Raw genomic sequence first — 15,618 nt, forward strand, 5'->3', positions numbered from 1 at the left:
CCTGTTCCCAGTTAAGTGTTCCCTAAAAAGCAGTAAGATTTTTGACACGAATAAAATAGGATTGCTATATTAGACATCTCCAAAAATCAAAAATCAAATCAATTATCGTACATAAATTATCAGTTCTTTCCTCCTCCATACCTATTCCCTATTCCCTATTTTCTGGAGATGTCTATTGATTGCCTTTAGGGTTTTTTTGATTAAAAATGCAACGTCTTTTTTTTAGCTTGCTCTACTTAGTTATTTGTAGTAAATATTTATCACGCTTGGTATTAGGCAGGAAAATTTCAAAACAATAGACATCTCCAGAAAAGGTGATGAAAGCTTTACAGTACCTTCCCAAAATCGGTATTTTTGGAGGTATCTAATAAGCTAATAAATATTTAGATTTTATCTTCTCTATTAAGTTTTCCCTTTTATAAAAATTCAGATATTAGTTAAAATTATGAACAGCTTATTGTCATAGATTTTAGTATATATTGTCTGACTAATTTGCTATCTGTATCATAATATTTTACAGTAGTAATAATTATATAATTTTTAGGCCATACTCAATCTGATTTAGATTTATTTTTGATGTAGAGATGAAGGCAAAAATTATAATTATCTATGATCAATCAATACAGTTCAGACAAGATCAAAATTCATCTTATAGCCAATATCAAAATAAGCTCTTGCACATCACAGATTTGCAAAAAAAAATCCTAAACTTAACCGTATTCTCTGATAAAGCTTACTTGGTATAAGTATTTTTAATTATACCATAATAATCCTTACAGAAAGATACTGTAAGATGTTTTGCATTTTTTTTACTAATTATCTGATGCTTTGATTTAAGATATTTGTGAATGTTTTTTAGTATTATTAATTTAGTTTAAATGAATCTAAAAATTTTTCTACTGCTCCTGGAATTTCGTTTTCTGTTTCTATTTCACTGGCTCCAATCATATACAACCTTTTTCCTGCTAAGTAAACTCTGAATGTAATAGTTTCAACATTATTTGTCAGTACAAATTCTCGCCCTAAAAATCTTTCTGAGTTGTAGGAATCATTTCTACTCAATTCAAAATCTGTAACATCAATAATTTTGTGTTGTACTCTTACTAATATATCTTGCTTATCAGCCAATTGTTTACTATTTAAAACGTCAGAATAAGCAACGACAAATCTTGCTGATTCGGGATGACTTGCAAATACTTTAAAATTAATATTTCCATTCTCAGTTTCAATAATTTCTTTCTCGGCCGTCATTCCACCTGTAGGCATCCAGATGGTAAAATCACCTTCTTTAAAAATAAATTTTTGCCATTCTATCTGCCCAGATTCAATGGTTAATACAGATTGGGGTTTTTGTGTTTCGACCTGTTTCATTTCCTGCTCTATCTGTAGTCGTCCTTTTTCAAAAAAATCTGGACGGTTATTCAAGGAAAAACGAGCTTGTTTGTCTATAGTTTGCCTAGAATTATATAATTTAAAGTCCCAATTACTACAGCTAGTATTGAAAACAGCTATGATTGCGATTAAGAATAAATTAAGAATTGAGGATTGTCTTAAGGGAACAGCGATAATAGTTTGATATTTTTTATCTATTTTGAAATTGTTCATAGTTCATTCATTTAGACTGGCAATATTGACATTATACTTAATATTAACTATGTTAGGATAATTCGAGTTTTTATTTATACAAAATTATAGGAATTTAATCTTGTCAAAAAAAACATTTAAATCAAAACATCCTTTTTTACGTTTGCTTAACTATGGAAGTAGTTATCGTACTCAAATTTGGCAAGCTACTATCTGCTCGATTTTAAATAAAATTTTCGACCTGGCACCTCCAGTTTTAATTGGGGCAGCAGTTGATGTTGTTGTGAAACAAGAAGATTCTCTGATTGCTCAATGGGGAATTCAAGATATTTTTGGACAACTTGTAATTTTAACATTTCTGAGTTTAATTGTTTGGGGATTAGAATCAATTTTTCAATATGCTTATGAGCGAGTTTGGCGCAGTTTAGCTCAGAATATTCAGCATGATTTACGCATTGAAACTTACAGTCATTTACAAGATTTAGAATTAGCCTATTTTGAAGAACGCAGTACAGGAAATTTAATGGCAATTTTAAATGATGATATTAATCAGCTAGAAAGATTCTTGGATGTAGGGGCAAATGAAATAATTCAAGTAACAGTAACAGTCATAATTATTGGTGGTGCTTTTTTTGTTTTAGCTCCTAGTGTTGCTTGGTGGGCAGTTTTACCAATGCCTTTTATTATTTGGGGTTCAATTTGGTTTCAAAAATTTCTGGCTCCTCGTTATGCCGAAGTTCGAGAAACTGTAAGTTTATTAAGTGGGCAATTATCTAATAATCTATCAGGAATTACCACAATAAAAAGCTTTACAGCAGAAAATTATGAAGTAGGAAGAATTACTAGAGAAAGTGAAGCTTATAAAATTAGTAATAGAAGGGCTATAACTTTTTCTGCTGCTTTTGTACCTCTAATTAGAATTATAATTTTTATCGGTTTTGTGGCAACTTTATTATTAGGTGGATTAGAAGCAGTTGCTGGTAGATTAGCCGTAGGTACTTATAGTGTTATGGTATTTTTAACTCAAAGATTATTATGGCCTTTAACTCGTTTAGGGCAAACTCTCGATCTATATCAAAGAACTATGGCTTCTACGAATCGGGTGATGAATTTGTTGGATACTCCGATTAATATTCATCCGGGAGATAAACCTTTATCTATTGAGTCAGTTAAGGGAGAATTAGAGTTAAAAAATGTTACTTTTGCCTATCAGGAAAACTTTCCAGTTGTACAAAATATTTCCCTGAAAATTCCAGCAGGAAAAACTATTGGAATTGTCGGTTCAACAGGTTCGGGAAAAAGTACAATAGTCAAATTATTACTGAGGTTTTATGAAGTTCAGTCAGGAGAAATAACTCTTGATGGAATTGAAATAAATCAAATTAATTTACAAGATTTACGACGGGCAATAGGATTAGTAAGTCAGGATGTATTTCTATTTCATGGAACTGTGGCAGAAAATATTAGTTATGGCTCTTTTGATGCAACTTTGCTAGAGATTATTGCAGCAGCTAAAATTGCTGAAGCGGATGATTTTATTAATAAGTTACCTCAGGGTTACGATACTATTGTTGGTGAAAGAGGACAGAAATTATCAGGGGGTCAAAGACAGCGAATTGCTATTGCTAGAGCTGTGTTGAAAAATCCTCCTATTTTGATACTTGATGAGGCAACTTCAGCAGTAGATAATGAAACTGAAGCAGCCATTCAAAAATCTTTAGAAAAAATTACTCAAAATCGTACAACTATTGCTATTGCTCATCGTCTTTCTACTATCAGAAATGCCGATTGTATTTATGTTATGGAATATGGCAAAATAGTTGAGTTTGGTCTCCATGAAGAATTATTAGAAAGTGCGGGAATTTATGCTGGTTTATGGCGGGTACAATCTGGTTTAAGTTCAACAATTAAATGAATATTGGATGAAAATATAGGAGTTGAATATAGGAGTTGATTAAAACTATGGTGTCACAATTGATAATTGAATATCCCGATAATTTTCCTGATGCAATAGGTCAAACTCCTGAAGCTTTTGAACAAGAGGTACTAAGCATGAGGTACACCCGCCGCGGGCATCTTGCCCGCACTTGCATTCATTTAATTGTTAATCTCTGTACTTCATATACCACCGAATATGCTGTATATTTACCTTAAAAAAAATTTTAACTTCACATTTAAACTATGACAATATTCAATGACAACCCACCTAACGATAGTAAAAATAATTGGCAACATCAATTAAATAAATTTGTCAGAACTAATCAAAAAGAATTAGCTGCTTTAGCATGGGGTCTACATTTGGAAAAGGGAGAAACTGATGAGACAATTGGAATTGATTTAAAAGAAACACCAAAATTCGTATATTGTTCAAAAGCAGCTATAGAAAGATTAAATCGCAATGTTGATGGTAAAATTCAGGAAATCTTGGGTTTGATAGATGGTTATAAACCAGAATTAGAAGTATTAATGATTGCTATTGGTGATGGCCAAATTAAATTAGTTTATTTTCAACCAGAAATATCCCCACCAGACTGTTTTGAACAACTGGGTCAGGATGTTGATACTTTGTTGAAATTATTAGAAACAGAAATGAGTGAATGTATTAATACCAATTTGATAAAATAATTTGGTAGTGCATCAAGAAAGTGTGGGAATGATCAGATGATTATTGTTCCTAAATACTTTCAATCATCATGGAATGTCCTGTGTGTGGCCATCATCAAACTCGGGTATCATGGAAAGACAAGTAGTGGAAGTCCACGATATTATTGTTCTGAATGCCGAGAAACTTTTCCTGCGGAATGCTGCGCAAACACCAATACTTTTGACACCCTGTACTATCGTAGAAAAATTCAACCAGAACAAATGCGTATGCTTCTACAAACTCATGTTGAGGGCAGTAGTTTAAAAGGCATTAGTGGAAAGCGTGAATCTGGCTGATTGATTAGTTTATCAAAAGTTGATAGTGTAAAATAACAAACTTACTCTAACTATGAGTTAATTATAGTTGACTATCGGTCGAGCGATCGACATCCATTGTTCAATCTTATAAAGATATCAAATATATTTTAGGTAAAGGTAGCGGTGCTTCTTACAACGCAGGAATAGATGCTGCTAATGGCGAATTAATTACTTTTTTAGACTATGATGATTTCTGGAAAAAAAATAAATTAACTGTTTCTGAAATAGTTTATTATTTTTTCCTTCTGGTAGTTTTGCGAAACTAAATAACATGAGTATAAAAGCCCAGTTTATCAAAAACCAAGCTTCTATCTCCTCTTTAATATTCCTGTCATTAAGAATTTTACTTAGCTCAAATGAAGCTGCTTTTCCCAAGGCGATCGCGCCCGACCTAATAACTTATATAACTCCTCACCTTCTATCACTTCTTGTGCTAAAATTTGCTGAGAAATCTTTTCCAACAAATCTCGATTATGGTTCAAAATATCTAAAGCTTGTTGATGAGCTTTCTCTACAATTTCCTTCACTTCATTATCAATAGCTTCAGCAGTTTTTTCACTCAATAAACGACGGGAATTAATCCCACCATTCGCCAAAAATCCTCCTTTACCACTCCGTTCATAAGCTAAAGGTCCTAATACTTTACTCATGCCATAAGTAGTTACTATTTGTTCGGCCAAATCAGTAGCTTTTTGTAAATCTCCAGAAGCTCCAGTAGTAACATTTCCAAATATAATTTCCTCCGCTGCACGTCCTCCTAAAAAAGTAGCAATTTGCCCTCTAATTTCTTGTTCATCTTTTAAAAATCTATCCTCAGTAGGAAGTTGCAAAGTGTAACCTAATGCTGCCATTCCTCTTGGCACAATTGATATTTTTTCCACCTTACCACTACCAGGCATTATCGCCCCAACTAAAGCATGACCAACCTCATGATAAGCCACTATTTTCTTTTCGCGATCGCTCAAAACTCTACTTCTTTTTTCTAAACCAGCAATTACTCTTTCAATAGCTTCAGCAAAGTCTTTTTGTGCCACAGTTTGCCTTTGATTTCTAGCAGCTAATAAAGCAGCTTCATTAACAAGATTAGCTAAATCTGCACCGCCAAAACCAGAAGTTCTCACTGCTATTTTATGTAAATCTACATCTTCTCCTAATTTAACTTTTTTGCCATAAATATTTAAAATTGCTTCACGACCAGATAAGTCAGGGCGGTCTACTAATACTTGTCTATCAAATCTTCCCGGACGTAATAAAGCAGCATCTAAAGCTTCTGGGCGGTTAGTAGCAGCTAAGATAATAACTGTTAAATCTCCAGCACCAAAACCATCCATTTCTGTTAACAATTGATTGAGAGTTTGTTCTCGTTCATCATTACCGCCACTGTGAAAATTTCCACTGGTTCTTGACTTACCAATTGCATCTATTTCATCAATAAAAATAATACAAGGAGCTTTCTTTTTTGCCTCTTTAAATAAGTCACGAACTCTAGCAGCACCAGTACCAACAAATAACTCTACAAATTCCGAACCAGATATACTAAAAAAAGCTACTCCTGCTTCTCCTGCCACTGCTTTTGCTAATAAAGTTTTACCTGTTCCAGGAGGTCCGACTAATAATAAACCTTTAGGAATTCTGGCTCCAATTTCAGTGAACTTTTGAGGTGATTTTAAGAAGTCTACAATTTCTGTTAATTCTGTCTTTGCTTCTTCCACTCCAGCAATATCAGCAAAGGTAATTTTATCTGATTCTCCTTCAACATAAACCTTCGCTTTATTCTTACTCATTGACAGAGCACCTTGAGAACCGCGATTCATAAAAAACTGAAATGCTAAGACTAATATGATAGGCGGAATTACCCAGTTTAAGAGAATAGCAACCCAGCGACTTTGAGGTGGTGCAGCTTGAAATAAAACTTTATTATCTTCTAAACGCTGAAGTAGTTGGGAGTCATTTATTGGAGTAGTAGTAAGTAAAGGTCCGGGTTTACCTTCTTCTCCTTTGAGACGATATAAAATTTTTTCTTCATCTACTTGAACTCCCACTACCTGTCCGTTTTCTACCTGTTGAATAAAGACACTGTAAGGAACACGAGGAGGTTTACGACGTGGCATTAATAAATATGCTGTTAATAATAGACCTGCCAAAATTAATAATGCACTGCCTATCTGACGCTTATTAGGATTTTTTGGTTTCTTTTTCAGACTCATATTTATTTGGATATAATTGTGAACTGTAGATTCAAATCGTCAAAAATTGAACGTTTATTTGAGACTAATAGTTTATTATAGCAGTTTGATAAATATTTGTTATAAATAACTAGGTTACTTCTTAGGAGTCAGGAGTCAGTAGTCAGGAGTCAGAATGAATGGCTTCAATATTATTTTTTAGGTCAGAAATTATCTTTTTATATCATGCTCGGACGGGTCAGTTTTAACGAAGTCAGAAGTCAGAAGTCAGATAGGGGAGTCGCCGGATTGGCGACGTACAGAAGTTCTTTTTGTAACGGGGATTTGAGCAATTATCCAAAAATATTTCGCCTTAAAAGGGGGGTTTTAGACCCATATTATTTTGATAAATAAAATTTAAGGACTAACAGTACCAAAGAAATACTGAAATTATCTTTACTTTCCTCCAATATTTCCTCTTTTCCTCTTTTCTTTCCTCCTGACTCCTGACTCCTCACAGCAGTTATTTATAAGTATTCAACCGAACATTATATTAGTTCAAGGGACATCTCCTATAAAATCTTTTAATCAGCCAAATTATTCGTAACATTTTTTTTTAAAATGGTATTAGACAGCAGTTTTCTAGCTGATAAGATACAAAATTTATTGATTTTAGGGAGTAGGGAATAGGGAATAGGGAATAGGGAATGAATAAAAATTATAGATTAGTCTTAAACTTTACCTTACTATCCTGAAATTTACTGTAATATAAAATATGGAGTTTTTGCTAATTAATTAAGAGAACAGAGAACAATTAAAAATATTTTTTGCCAACCAAACTTGGTCTAAGATTTTCCCACCCAAAAACTCGTAATAAAAAAGTATGGTACAAGAACTAACAACTAATACTAAACCAGAAATTATTTATCCAGAAAGTGATGGTCAACCGATGGCAGATAATACAAAACAATTTCGCTGGATTGTAACTATAAAAGAAAATTTAGAAATTTTATTTGCTGAGGTTGCTGATGTTTTTGTTGCTGGAGATTTCCTCTGGTATCCAGTGGTAGGAAATAATAAAATTCGGACTGCTCCTGATATTATGGTTGTATTTGGTAGACCAAAAGGAGATAGAGCTTCTTATAAACAATGGCAGGAAGAAAATATTACTCCCCAGGTTGTATTTGAAATATTATCACCAGGCAACCGTCTCAAAGAAATGAATAAAAAATTACTATTTTATCAATAGTATGGAGTTGAAGAATATTATATTTATGACCCCGATAAAATAGATTTTACAGGTTTAATTAGAGTGGACGATCCTGCTTCTCCTCGAGGCGATCGCTTAGAAACAATAGAAAAAATTGATGGTTGGGTCAGTCCCCGTCTGAATATTCGTTTTCAAATCACAGAAAGTACTTTAGAAATATATCGACCTGATGGACGTAAATTCCTAACATCTCTAGAATTAGAGCGACTTAGAGAGCAGGAATATCAACGTGCTGAACAGGAAAAGCAACGAGCTGAACAGGAAAAGCAGCGAGCTGAACAAGAAAAGCAAAGAGCTGATAGACTGGCAGCAATACTAAGAGAAAGAGGAATTGATCCAGATGAGCTATTTTGAGTGAGAGGATGCGGGTTCTTGAGGACACGGACAGGGGGAGATGCGGAGACGCGGAGACGCGGAGAGAGGACGCAGGAGTTCTCTTTCATGAGTGGCGGAACGGGCAAGATACCCATTCCACAGACGGCAGTGGGAGCATCTTGCTCCCGTGCCAAGCATCCCTTGTTTCTTGTACACCATGACTATGCGGGACTACCCTTTAATGAATAAAGCGAGTAGATTGAATTAATTACTCAATTATCCAATCTCCGCGTCCCCATGTCACCGCGTCTGGTGTGTCATATCTTAAAAACTTACCCTTGTAAGCACTCCCCTACTTCTGCAGCTTGAACTTGCTGCAATAAATCTTGTAATTTTCCTCCCTCAATTACCTCTACATCCAAAAGCTGTTGAGAAATTGTTTCCAACAAATCTCGATTATGATTAAGAATATCTAACGCTTGTTGATGTGCAGTTTCCACAATTTCTTTCACCTCATCATCAATAGCTTTAGCAGTCTCATCACTCACCATGCGACGCGGGTTCATTCCACCTTGACCGAGAAAATTATTCTGTTGACCCTTCTCATAAGCTAAAGGACCCAATATTTTACTCATACCATAAGTTGTCACCATTTGCTCTGCTAGGTCAGTCGCTCGCTGCAAATCATTCGCAGCACCAGTAGTAATACTACCAAAGACAATTTCTTCCGCCGAACGACCCCCCAATAAAATTGCAATTTGTCCCCGAAGTTCCGCCTCATCTCTTAAAAATTTATCCTCAGTAGGTAGTTGCAAAGTATAACCCAAAGCTGCCATTCCCCGAGGAACAATAGAAATTTTCTCTACCCTGCCACTACCAGGCATCAATGCACCAACTAAAGCGTGACCCACTTCATGGTAAGCAACAATCTTTTTCTCTTTATCACTGAGAAGACGACTTTTCTTTTCCAAACCTGCCACAATGCGTTCGATCGCTTCAGCAAAATCTTCCTGAGAAACCTTTTCTCTTCTGTTACGCGCTGCTAATAATGCTGCTTCATTAACCAGGTTAGCTAAGTCCGCACCGACAAAACCAGGAGTACGAGTAGCGATCGCCTTTAAATCGATATTATCTGCTAACTTAACTTTGGCAGCATAAATTTCTAATATTTTCAGACGACCGGGTAAATCTGGACGGTCTACCAAAACCTGACGGTCAAATCTTCCTGGTCGCAATAAAGCAGGGTCTAAGGTTTCGGGGCGGTTAGTAGCAGCTAAAACAATAACTGTTGACTCGGCAGCAGCAAAGCCATCCATTTCAGTTAATAACTGGTTGAGAGTTTGTTCCCGTTCGTCGTTACCACCATAAAAACCGCCACTGGCACGAGATTTTCCAATAGCATCAAGTTCGTCAATAAAAATAATACAAGGTGCTTTTTGCTTTGCTTGTTCAAATAAGTCTCGTACCCGCGCTGCACCTGCACCCACAAATAATTCGACAAATTCGGAACCGGAGATGCTAAAAAATGCTACTCCTGCTTCTCCTGCAACTGCCTTTGCTAATAAAGTTTTACCAGTTCCTGGAGGTCCGACTAATAATACACCTTTGGGAATGCGTGCGCCAATAGCGGTAAAACGTTCGGGAGACTTGAGAAATTCCACAACTTCTGCTAATTCTGTTTTTGCTTCTTCAACTCCTGCCACATTGTTAAAAGTTACTTTAGTAGACTCGCCTTCGACGTAAACTTTTGCCTTACTTTTTGTAATAGAAAGTGCCCCTTGGGGACCGCCCATACCACCTGCACGACGACCAATAAAAAATTGCCAGATAGCGACAAAAATTAGCGGAGGAATTACCCAACTCAAGATATTACCAAAAAAATTATTAGAAGGAGGCGGAGCAGCAAATTCTACTCCTTTTTGTTCCAGACGTTTTGGTAATTCTAAGTCGAATATTGGGGTAGTTGAAAATACCTGTTCTGGTTGTTCTGCTGTCTCTTTGAGTTGGTAACGAATTTGGTCTTGACCTACAGAAGCTCTTGCTACCTTGCCGTCTTCTACTTGGTCGATGAATAAGCTGTAAGGAACGCGAGGAATTTGAGGACCGAATAAATTAGGAAATACTAGGTTGATAAATAGGAATATACCTGCCAGCAATAATAAGATATTGCCAATTCTAATATTGCGAGGTCCTTGTGCATTATCTTTGATACTCATGGTTATTATCTTTTTTTGGTAAGCAATATATTAGTCTGTATATTTATTTTATATTATTTTTGAGCAAAAGGGGGAGTAGGGACGTTGCATGCAACGTCTAAAGAAGAATAGGGGAAAATATAGCAATGTGCGCTGGCTTATGTACAAATTACAAGAACTGTCCAATAGCTAAAAGTCTTATATTATTCCAATGGAGATGCTGCGCAAACGATTTTTTATTCCCCCTGTTGCCTGTTGCCTGTTGCCTATTGCCTGTTGCCTGCGCACAGCGCTATAATTGATAATTTATGTGCGATAATTGATTTGATTTTTTATTATTTGTCTTATGAATATCTACCTGACCCTAAAGCAAAGTCAACGTCTCAGAATTAGTGATGGCGAAATTTCACCTATCCTCAGTGGTTGCGAAAATGTTAATCGTCTTTTAGTTTTAATTTGGTCACAATTGGGTGATTTTGATAACCTAGAATATGCTTGGTGGTTACAACGAGAATCTGCCAATTTGCAAGCTCAAGGAGTGACAATACGGGCAATTGGGATTGGCGATCGCGCTTCTGGTTTGAAATTTTGTGAATATACTGGGTTTCCTACAGAATGTCTGTTTGTTGACCCAGATGCTCAATTGCATCAGGAATTAGAACTATACCAGGGATTAACTGTTAAATTCCCTTTATTAAATACAAGTCAAAGTGCTTGGGTTAATCTAATGTTAATGTGTGCAGGTATTGGTAGCCCTGGTACTTTAGGAGAGGTCTTTAGAGGTTATCTAGGGGATAAAAAAGCACCTCAATTGATTGGTGATGATGAAGTCATCCATGCTAAACCTTTACCGCCTCTAAAGGGTTCATTTTTTAAGATGGCAGGTGGAACAGGTTTTCAACGTCCTTTTGAATTAGCCACACTGAGACTAAGAAATATGACGGAAGTTCTCAGTAATTGGTCAACTTATGTACCTAATTCTGCTTATTTGACTCAAAGAGGTGCAACTTTTCTGTTTGATGGTCAGGGAAATTTGCTGTATAAACATTGCGATCGGGGTATTCTAGATTTTGCTTTTAATAAAAGTAATCCTTTATCTTTTGTTTTAGAGTAGGGAGTAGGGAGTAGGGAATAGGCAACAGGGAACAGGCAAATGTTTTTCTCTGTCCGAAATCTATTATTATATCATGTCCGTTAATATCGTTTGTGTAAACCCAAGCGTGATATGCAGGAAATTTAAGTTTTTTTTTCTTGCTCTTAAACCTTCCTACCTCTTCCCTCTTCCCTCTTCCTTCTTCCTTCTTCCTTTCCTTCGCTATACAATACTGATGCTACCGGACATAATATTACAGAAAATATAAAGGTATTTTCACAATAAAAGTGGAACCTTTACCTATGATACTGGTTGCTCGGATATCACCATTATGAGCATTAACTATTTGTTGAGTGATCGCTAACCCCAAACCAAAACCTCCTGTTTTGCGAGTTCTAGCAATATCAACTCGGTAGAAGCGATCGAATATGTGAGGTAAATCTGTAGCAGGAATACCATCACCCGTATCTGTAATAGAAATAATAGCGTAATCAGAGTCTGTCTCTAACTTTAACTTTACTTTTCCACCCCCTGGAGTATATTTAAAAGCATTATTGAGCAAATTTTCAAACACCAAACGCAGTAATTCAGGTTCGACCTTAACTTCAATCATTTTCTGTGGTGAATTATAGTCAAAAGTCAGATTCTCACCCGCAGCTTGATTTTGATAATATTCAGCTAATTCCTCTAACATCAAACTTAAATCAACATTTTGTAATGCTTCTTGGTTAATTTTTCCCTCGTGACGCGCCAGTATCAATAAATTATTCACAAGCACACTCATTGATTTTGCTAATGTGCTAATTTTTTCTAGACGCTGACTTTGAGGTGTTTCCTCAGTTCCAGGAATTAATAATCCAACTTGAGCATTACTCAGGATAGCAGCTAATGGGGCGCGTAATTCGTGAGAGGCATCAGCAGTAAAGCGACTTTTAGCTTGGTAAGATTTACGAATTGGTTGCATCGCCATTCCTCCCAATAACCAACCCGCAAAACCGATCGCCCCCCAAACTAACGGAACAGCAACCGTTAAGAAAACCCGTAATTTCATAGTTAAATCAACAAAAGACTGGAGAGATGTTGCGACTCGTAAATATCCCAGTAATATCTCACCTTTCATCACTGGTAAGGTAAGTTGACGAGCAGACACACCAGATTTATTTGCAATTGTTTTAAAACCAGGTTCGGGGTTAACCATAGTTCGGGGAGGTTCTCCTACAAACTGAAGAATTTGACCTTGGGAGTTGTACCAATGAACATATAGTAATTCGCTACCTATTCCAGATTTTTTCCCTAAAACTAAGACATTTTCTAGCTCTGGTGTAGACTGTCCCCTACTTTTATTGTACTCTACCATGGAAGCGATCGCTCTACTCCGGTCATATAAAGCGCCATCAAAAGTTGCTAGTCTATCTCGAAGTTCTATATAGAAAAGCAGCTGAGTAAAAATAATTAAAATTCCTCCCATAGACCAAGTAAACCAGCAAGCTAAATTACGACGACTGCGACTAAACATAATCTTGATTTATCCTATAACCTAAACCGTAGATAGTTTCAATTGATTTATCTGCACTCAAAACCTTCAATTTTTGCCGTAACCTCCGGACCGAAGTACTAACAGCATTACTATCCGGTGGGTTATCCCACTCCCATAAAGACTGTTCAATTCGATCGCGACTCAAAACTTGATGAGGATGACGTAAGAAATATTCTAGCAGTTGCGACTCCCGCACCGAAAGTTGCACCTCTTGTTTTCCTCTTCGTGCCATTAACTTAGTTAAGTCTAGTTGCAAATCTCCCAAACTGAGAATATCCCCCTGCCATAATGGAGAACGTCGCCCCAAAGCTCGCACTCGCGCCAATAACTCCAGCAAATCTACAGGTTTTACCAAATAATCATCCGCTCCACTATCTAAACCCATCACCTTATCAATAGTAGTATCTTTTGCTGTTAACATTAGTACCGGAGCAGTTTTGCCCATTTGTCGATACAAACTACATAATTTCAGCCCACTAACACCCGGTAACATCCAATCTAAAATTAGTAGGTCGTAGTCATTTTCTGCCATTAACCATTGAGCAGTATCTCCTGTTTCCACTCCATCTACAATGTGTCCAGCTTGGGATAAACCTGTGTGGATAGGTTCTAACTGTTCTGAGTCATCTTCTACTAAAAGTATTCTCATTTCTAGAGTAGTCCTTAATTTGATTGGGAATTAGCAAATATCTTCAATTATTAATAATTGTAAGAGTTCCATATTTTCATAGACTGCGTACTTTTTTGATCGATCGTCTGCGATCGCTACAGCTATTGTATATAATATCAATATTAATTCTATTCTATCTTGGTCTAAAGAATATTTGACAGCAACCTCATCTGGTATAATTGTCAATTGATATCAATTTCATGTAGTTGAGCTACTCAGGTTTAGAGTAGTCAATTCCCAATAGTCAGGAGGTAAGGTGAATAGCATTACTTTTTGAACTTGGTACTACTAACTTGAAGAAAAAGTAAGTAATAATTAGTAAGTAAAACATATAATTTAGGAAAAGTCAATGAAATTAAGAAAATTGCGGAAAACTCTTAAAGCTATAGGTTTAGAGTTTTGGTTGCCTCTACCAATCATCAGCGGGTTATTTTGGGTGACAACTGGCTGGGCAACTCAAACAATTTTGTATTCTAGAGCGAATATTACAAACCCCGTGCAAGTCGATACCTTGCCAGAAATTGATATATCTTTAAAGGCAAAGCTAATTGTGATTGAGGTAAAAATCTTTAAAAAACGTGGTTTTAGCACGGTAGATGTATATGTAAGTGATTCTAGACTACAAGAAATAATATTAGATTTTCCTACTACTGATATAGCAGAATTAGAAACAGAAATATCCAGTACTTTAAGTATTCCCCGAGAGAAAGTTCAAGCATTAGCTCAATATCAAATTAATGAATAATGTAGCAGGGAATAGGGAATAGGGAGTAGGGAGTAGTAAGTAGGAATTAGGGAGAAAGAATTGATAATTTATGTAGGATAATTGATTTTATTTTGAAAAGTTGGATATATCTACTGATAACTGAAATGACTGGCTGTCATTTTCATGTCATTTTTCTAGTTTATAGTTAAACCACCGAGTTCAAAAAGTAATAAATGATTGACCCAAATACTTTTGGTCTGGATGTTCAACCAGGAACAACAATTAATGGAATAGTAGGTGGTTTCATAGACAATGGAGAAGACTTTACCCTCAACTTTAGTGGTGGAAGTGTCATTGTAGACCCCTTCCCTGTCAATGCTAATCAACTAGGTTTAAACATCGGTGAACCTATAAATGTTGTAGTTGCTGAATTTGATGGTTTGGAAGTTGATACAGGATTTATCAGCAGATCGGATGGTGTAGTTATTTTAGGGAATCAAGCTATTTTAACTCCACCACAACCCACGACAGCAATTCCAACTCCCTCACCTCCATTGAACCCGCCACCCCCAGTAGCACCATTAGATCCAATCACAGGTGGGGTTTCCACTATAGGATTTGACCCTCTAACTTTTCCCCAAGGAAATTCTATCTTTGGCACTGTATTAAATACTGTAGATCGTGATGAATTTATTCTGGATGCTGGTGGCACTCAGGTATTCATAGATGCCAATTTATCAGATAGACAATTTTTGAATTTATTCCCTGGGGAACAGGTAAATGTTGTGGGTGAGTTTGATGAAAATGAGTTTGAAGCTTTTTCTGTCACCCGCACAGATGGTTATCCTGTAGTTTCCGATCTATTACCAGGGGCGATGCCACCTGTAACAAATACATTGTTCGGTACTGTGTTAAATACTGTTGATAATGATGAATTTATTCTGGATGCTGGTGGCACTCAGGTATTCATAGATGCCAATTTATCAGATAGACAATTTTTGAATTTATTCCCTGGGGAACAGGTAAATGTTGTGGGTGAGTTTGATGAAAATGAGTTTGAAGCTTTTTCTGTCACCCGCACAGATGGTTATCCTGTAGTTTCCGATCTATTACCAGGGGCGA

Annotated in this window: 11 protein-coding genes and 4 pseudogenes; 9 read left to right on the plus strand and 6 right to left on the minus strand. The window is 36.1% G+C overall.

Features of this window, described 5'->3' with window-relative positions; translation table 11 throughout:
* Nucleotides 1–864: 864 nt before the first annotated feature.
* Nucleotides 865–1,605, minus strand: a complete 741-nt coding sequence (locus D5R40_RS23260; protein WP_124144175.1) for a hypothetical protein — start codon at nucleotides 1,603–1,605, stop codon at nucleotides 865–867.
* 100 nt (nucleotides 1,606–1,705) lie between these two features.
* Here D5R40_RS23260 and D5R40_RS23265 point away from each other — a divergent pair, with 100 nt between their 5' ends.
* The 5 genes and pseudogenes from D5R40_RS23265 to D5R40_RS42825 all read left to right on the plus strand — a co-directional run.
* Complete coding sequence (locus tag D5R40_RS23265) at nucleotides 1,706–3,499, plus strand: ABC transporter ATP-binding protein (protein ID WP_124144174.1); 1,794 nt, start codon at nucleotides 1,706–1,708, stop codon at nucleotides 3,497–3,499.
* A 47-nt stretch (nucleotides 3,500–3,546) separates the two neighbouring features.
* Nucleotides 3,547–3,738: a hypothetical protein gene (locus D5R40_RS35915; protein ID WP_124144173.1), complete on the plus strand. Its 192-nt coding sequence runs from the start codon at nucleotides 3,547–3,549 to the stop codon at nucleotides 3,736–3,738.
* 27 nt (nucleotides 3,739–3,765) lie between these two features.
* Nucleotides 3,766–4,209, plus strand: coding sequence for a beta-carboxysome assembly chaperone CcmS (gene ccmS, locus D5R40_RS23275; RefSeq protein WP_124144172.1), 444 nt, complete (start codon nucleotides 3,766–3,768; stop codon nucleotides 4,207–4,209).
* 68 nt (nucleotides 4,210–4,277) lie between these two features.
* Nucleotides 4,278–4,503 (plus strand): annotated as a pseudogene (locus D5R40_RS23280) (transposase); the annotation flags it as partial.
* A gap of 113 nt (nucleotides 4,504–4,616) precedes the next feature.
* Nucleotides 4,617–4,811 (plus strand): annotated as a pseudogene (locus D5R40_RS42825) (glycosyltransferase); the annotation flags it as partial.
* 81 nt (nucleotides 4,812–4,892) lie between these two features.
* On the opposite strand, the gene ftsH reads toward D5R40_RS42825, so the two are convergent.
* Nucleotides 4,893–6,752, minus strand: coding sequence for an ATP-dependent zinc metalloprotease FtsH (ftsH, locus tag D5R40_RS23290; protein WP_124144170.1), 1,860 nt, complete (start codon nucleotides 6,750–6,752; stop codon nucleotides 4,893–4,895).
* Nucleotides 6,753–7,593: 841 nt separating this feature from the next.
* On the opposite strand from ftsH, the pseudogene D5R40_RS23295 reads away from it, so the two are divergent.
* A pseudogene (locus tag D5R40_RS23295) lies at nucleotides 7,594–8,334 on the plus strand (Uma2 family endonuclease).
* 293 nt (nucleotides 8,335–8,627) lie between these two features.
* Here D5R40_RS23295 and ftsH4 read toward each other — a convergent pair.
* The gene (gene ftsH4 / locus D5R40_RS23300; RefSeq protein ID WP_124144169.1) at nucleotides 8,628–10,511 is read right to left on the minus strand and encodes an ATP-dependent zinc metalloprotease FtsH; all 1,884 of its coding nucleotides are present in this window, start codon (nucleotides 10,509–10,511) and stop codon (nucleotides 8,628–8,630) included.
* 325 nt (nucleotides 10,512–10,836) lie between these two features.
* Here ftsH4 and D5R40_RS23305 point away from each other — a divergent pair, with 325 nt between their 5' ends.
* Nucleotides 10,837–11,604 carry a peroxiredoxin-like family protein gene (locus tag D5R40_RS23305; RefSeq protein WP_124144168.1) on the plus strand — a complete coding sequence of 256 codons (768 nt, stop codon included), beginning with the start codon at nucleotides 10,837–10,839 and terminating at the stop codon, nucleotides 11,602–11,604.
* Nucleotides 11,605–11,836: 232 nt separating this feature from the next.
* Here D5R40_RS23305 and D5R40_RS23310 read toward each other — a convergent pair whose 3' ends face one another.
* The 3 genes from D5R40_RS23310 to D5R40_RS35920 are packed head-to-tail and all read right to left on the minus strand — an operon-like array spanning nucleotide 11,837 to nucleotide 13,976.
* The gene (locus D5R40_RS23310) at nucleotides 11,837–13,099 is read right to left on the minus strand and encodes a sensor histidine kinase (protein ID WP_124144167.1); all 1,263 of its coding nucleotides are present in this window, start codon (nucleotides 13,097–13,099) and stop codon (nucleotides 11,837–11,839) included.
* Nucleotides 13,092–13,769 carry a two-component system response regulator RppA gene (rppA, locus tag D5R40_RS23315; protein ID WP_124144166.1) on the minus strand — a complete coding sequence of 226 codons (678 nt, stop codon included), beginning with the start codon at nucleotides 13,767–13,769 and terminating at the stop codon, nucleotides 13,092–13,094. Before rppA ends, D5R40_RS23310 begins: the two co-directional genes overlap by 8 nt.
* Nucleotides 13,770–13,799: 30 nt before the next feature.
* Nucleotides 13,800–13,976 carry a hypothetical protein gene (locus D5R40_RS35920; RefSeq protein WP_161564420.1) on the minus strand — a complete coding sequence of 59 codons (177 nt, stop codon included), beginning with the start codon at nucleotides 13,974–13,976 and terminating at the stop codon, nucleotides 13,800–13,802.
* 163 nt (nucleotides 13,977–14,139) lie between these two features.
* Between D5R40_RS35920 and D5R40_RS23320 the strand changes: the two genes are divergently transcribed.
* Together D5R40_RS23320 and D5R40_RS23325 are read left to right on the plus strand one after the other, a co-directional pair.
* Complete coding sequence (locus D5R40_RS23320; RefSeq protein WP_124144165.1) at nucleotides 14,140–14,535, plus strand: hypothetical protein; 396 nt, start codon at nucleotides 14,140–14,142, stop codon at nucleotides 14,533–14,535.
* A gap of 194 nt (nucleotides 14,536–14,729) precedes the next feature.
* Nucleotides 14,730–15,618 (plus strand): annotated as a pseudogene (locus D5R40_RS23325) (hypothetical protein); the annotation flags it as partial.

The sequence above is a fragment of the Okeania hirsuta genome, from assembly GCF_003838195.1.
Classification (GTDB): Bacteria; Cyanobacteriota; Cyanobacteriia; order Cyanobacteriales; family Microcoleaceae; genus Okeania; species Okeania hirsuta.

Coding starts and splice junctions, on each gene's coding strand:
- D5R40_RS23320 (WP_124144165.1), top strand. CDS start 14,140: ATGAAATTAAGAAAATTGCGGAAAACTCTTAAAGCTATAGGTTTAGAG.
- ccmS (WP_124144172.1), top strand. CDS start 3,766: ATGACAATATTCAATGACAACCCACCTAACGATAGTAAAAATAATTGG.
- D5R40_RS23305 (WP_124144168.1), top strand. CDS start 10,837: ATGAATATCTACCTGACCCTAAAGCAAAGTCAACGTCTCAGAATTAGT.
- ftsH (WP_124144170.1), bottom strand. CDS start 6,752: ATGAGTCTGAAAAAGAAACCAAAAAATCCTAATAAGCGTCAGATAGGC.
- D5R40_RS23310 (WP_124144167.1), bottom strand. CDS start 13,099: ATGTTTAGTCGCAGTCGTCGTAATTTAGCTTGCTGGTTTACTTGGTCT.
- rppA (WP_124144166.1), bottom strand. CDS start 13,769: ATGAGAATACTTTTAGTAGAAGATGACTCAGAACAGTTAGAACCTATC.
- D5R40_RS35915 (WP_124144173.1), top strand. CDS start 3,547: ATGGTGTCACAATTGATAATTGAATATCCCGATAATTTTCCTGATGCA.
- ftsH4 (WP_124144169.1), bottom strand. CDS start 10,511: ATGAGTATCAAAGATAATGCACAAGGACCTCGCAATATTAGAATTGGC.
- D5R40_RS23260 (WP_124144175.1), bottom strand. CDS start 1,605: ATGAACAATTTCAAAATAGATAAAAAATATCAAACTATTATCGCTGTT.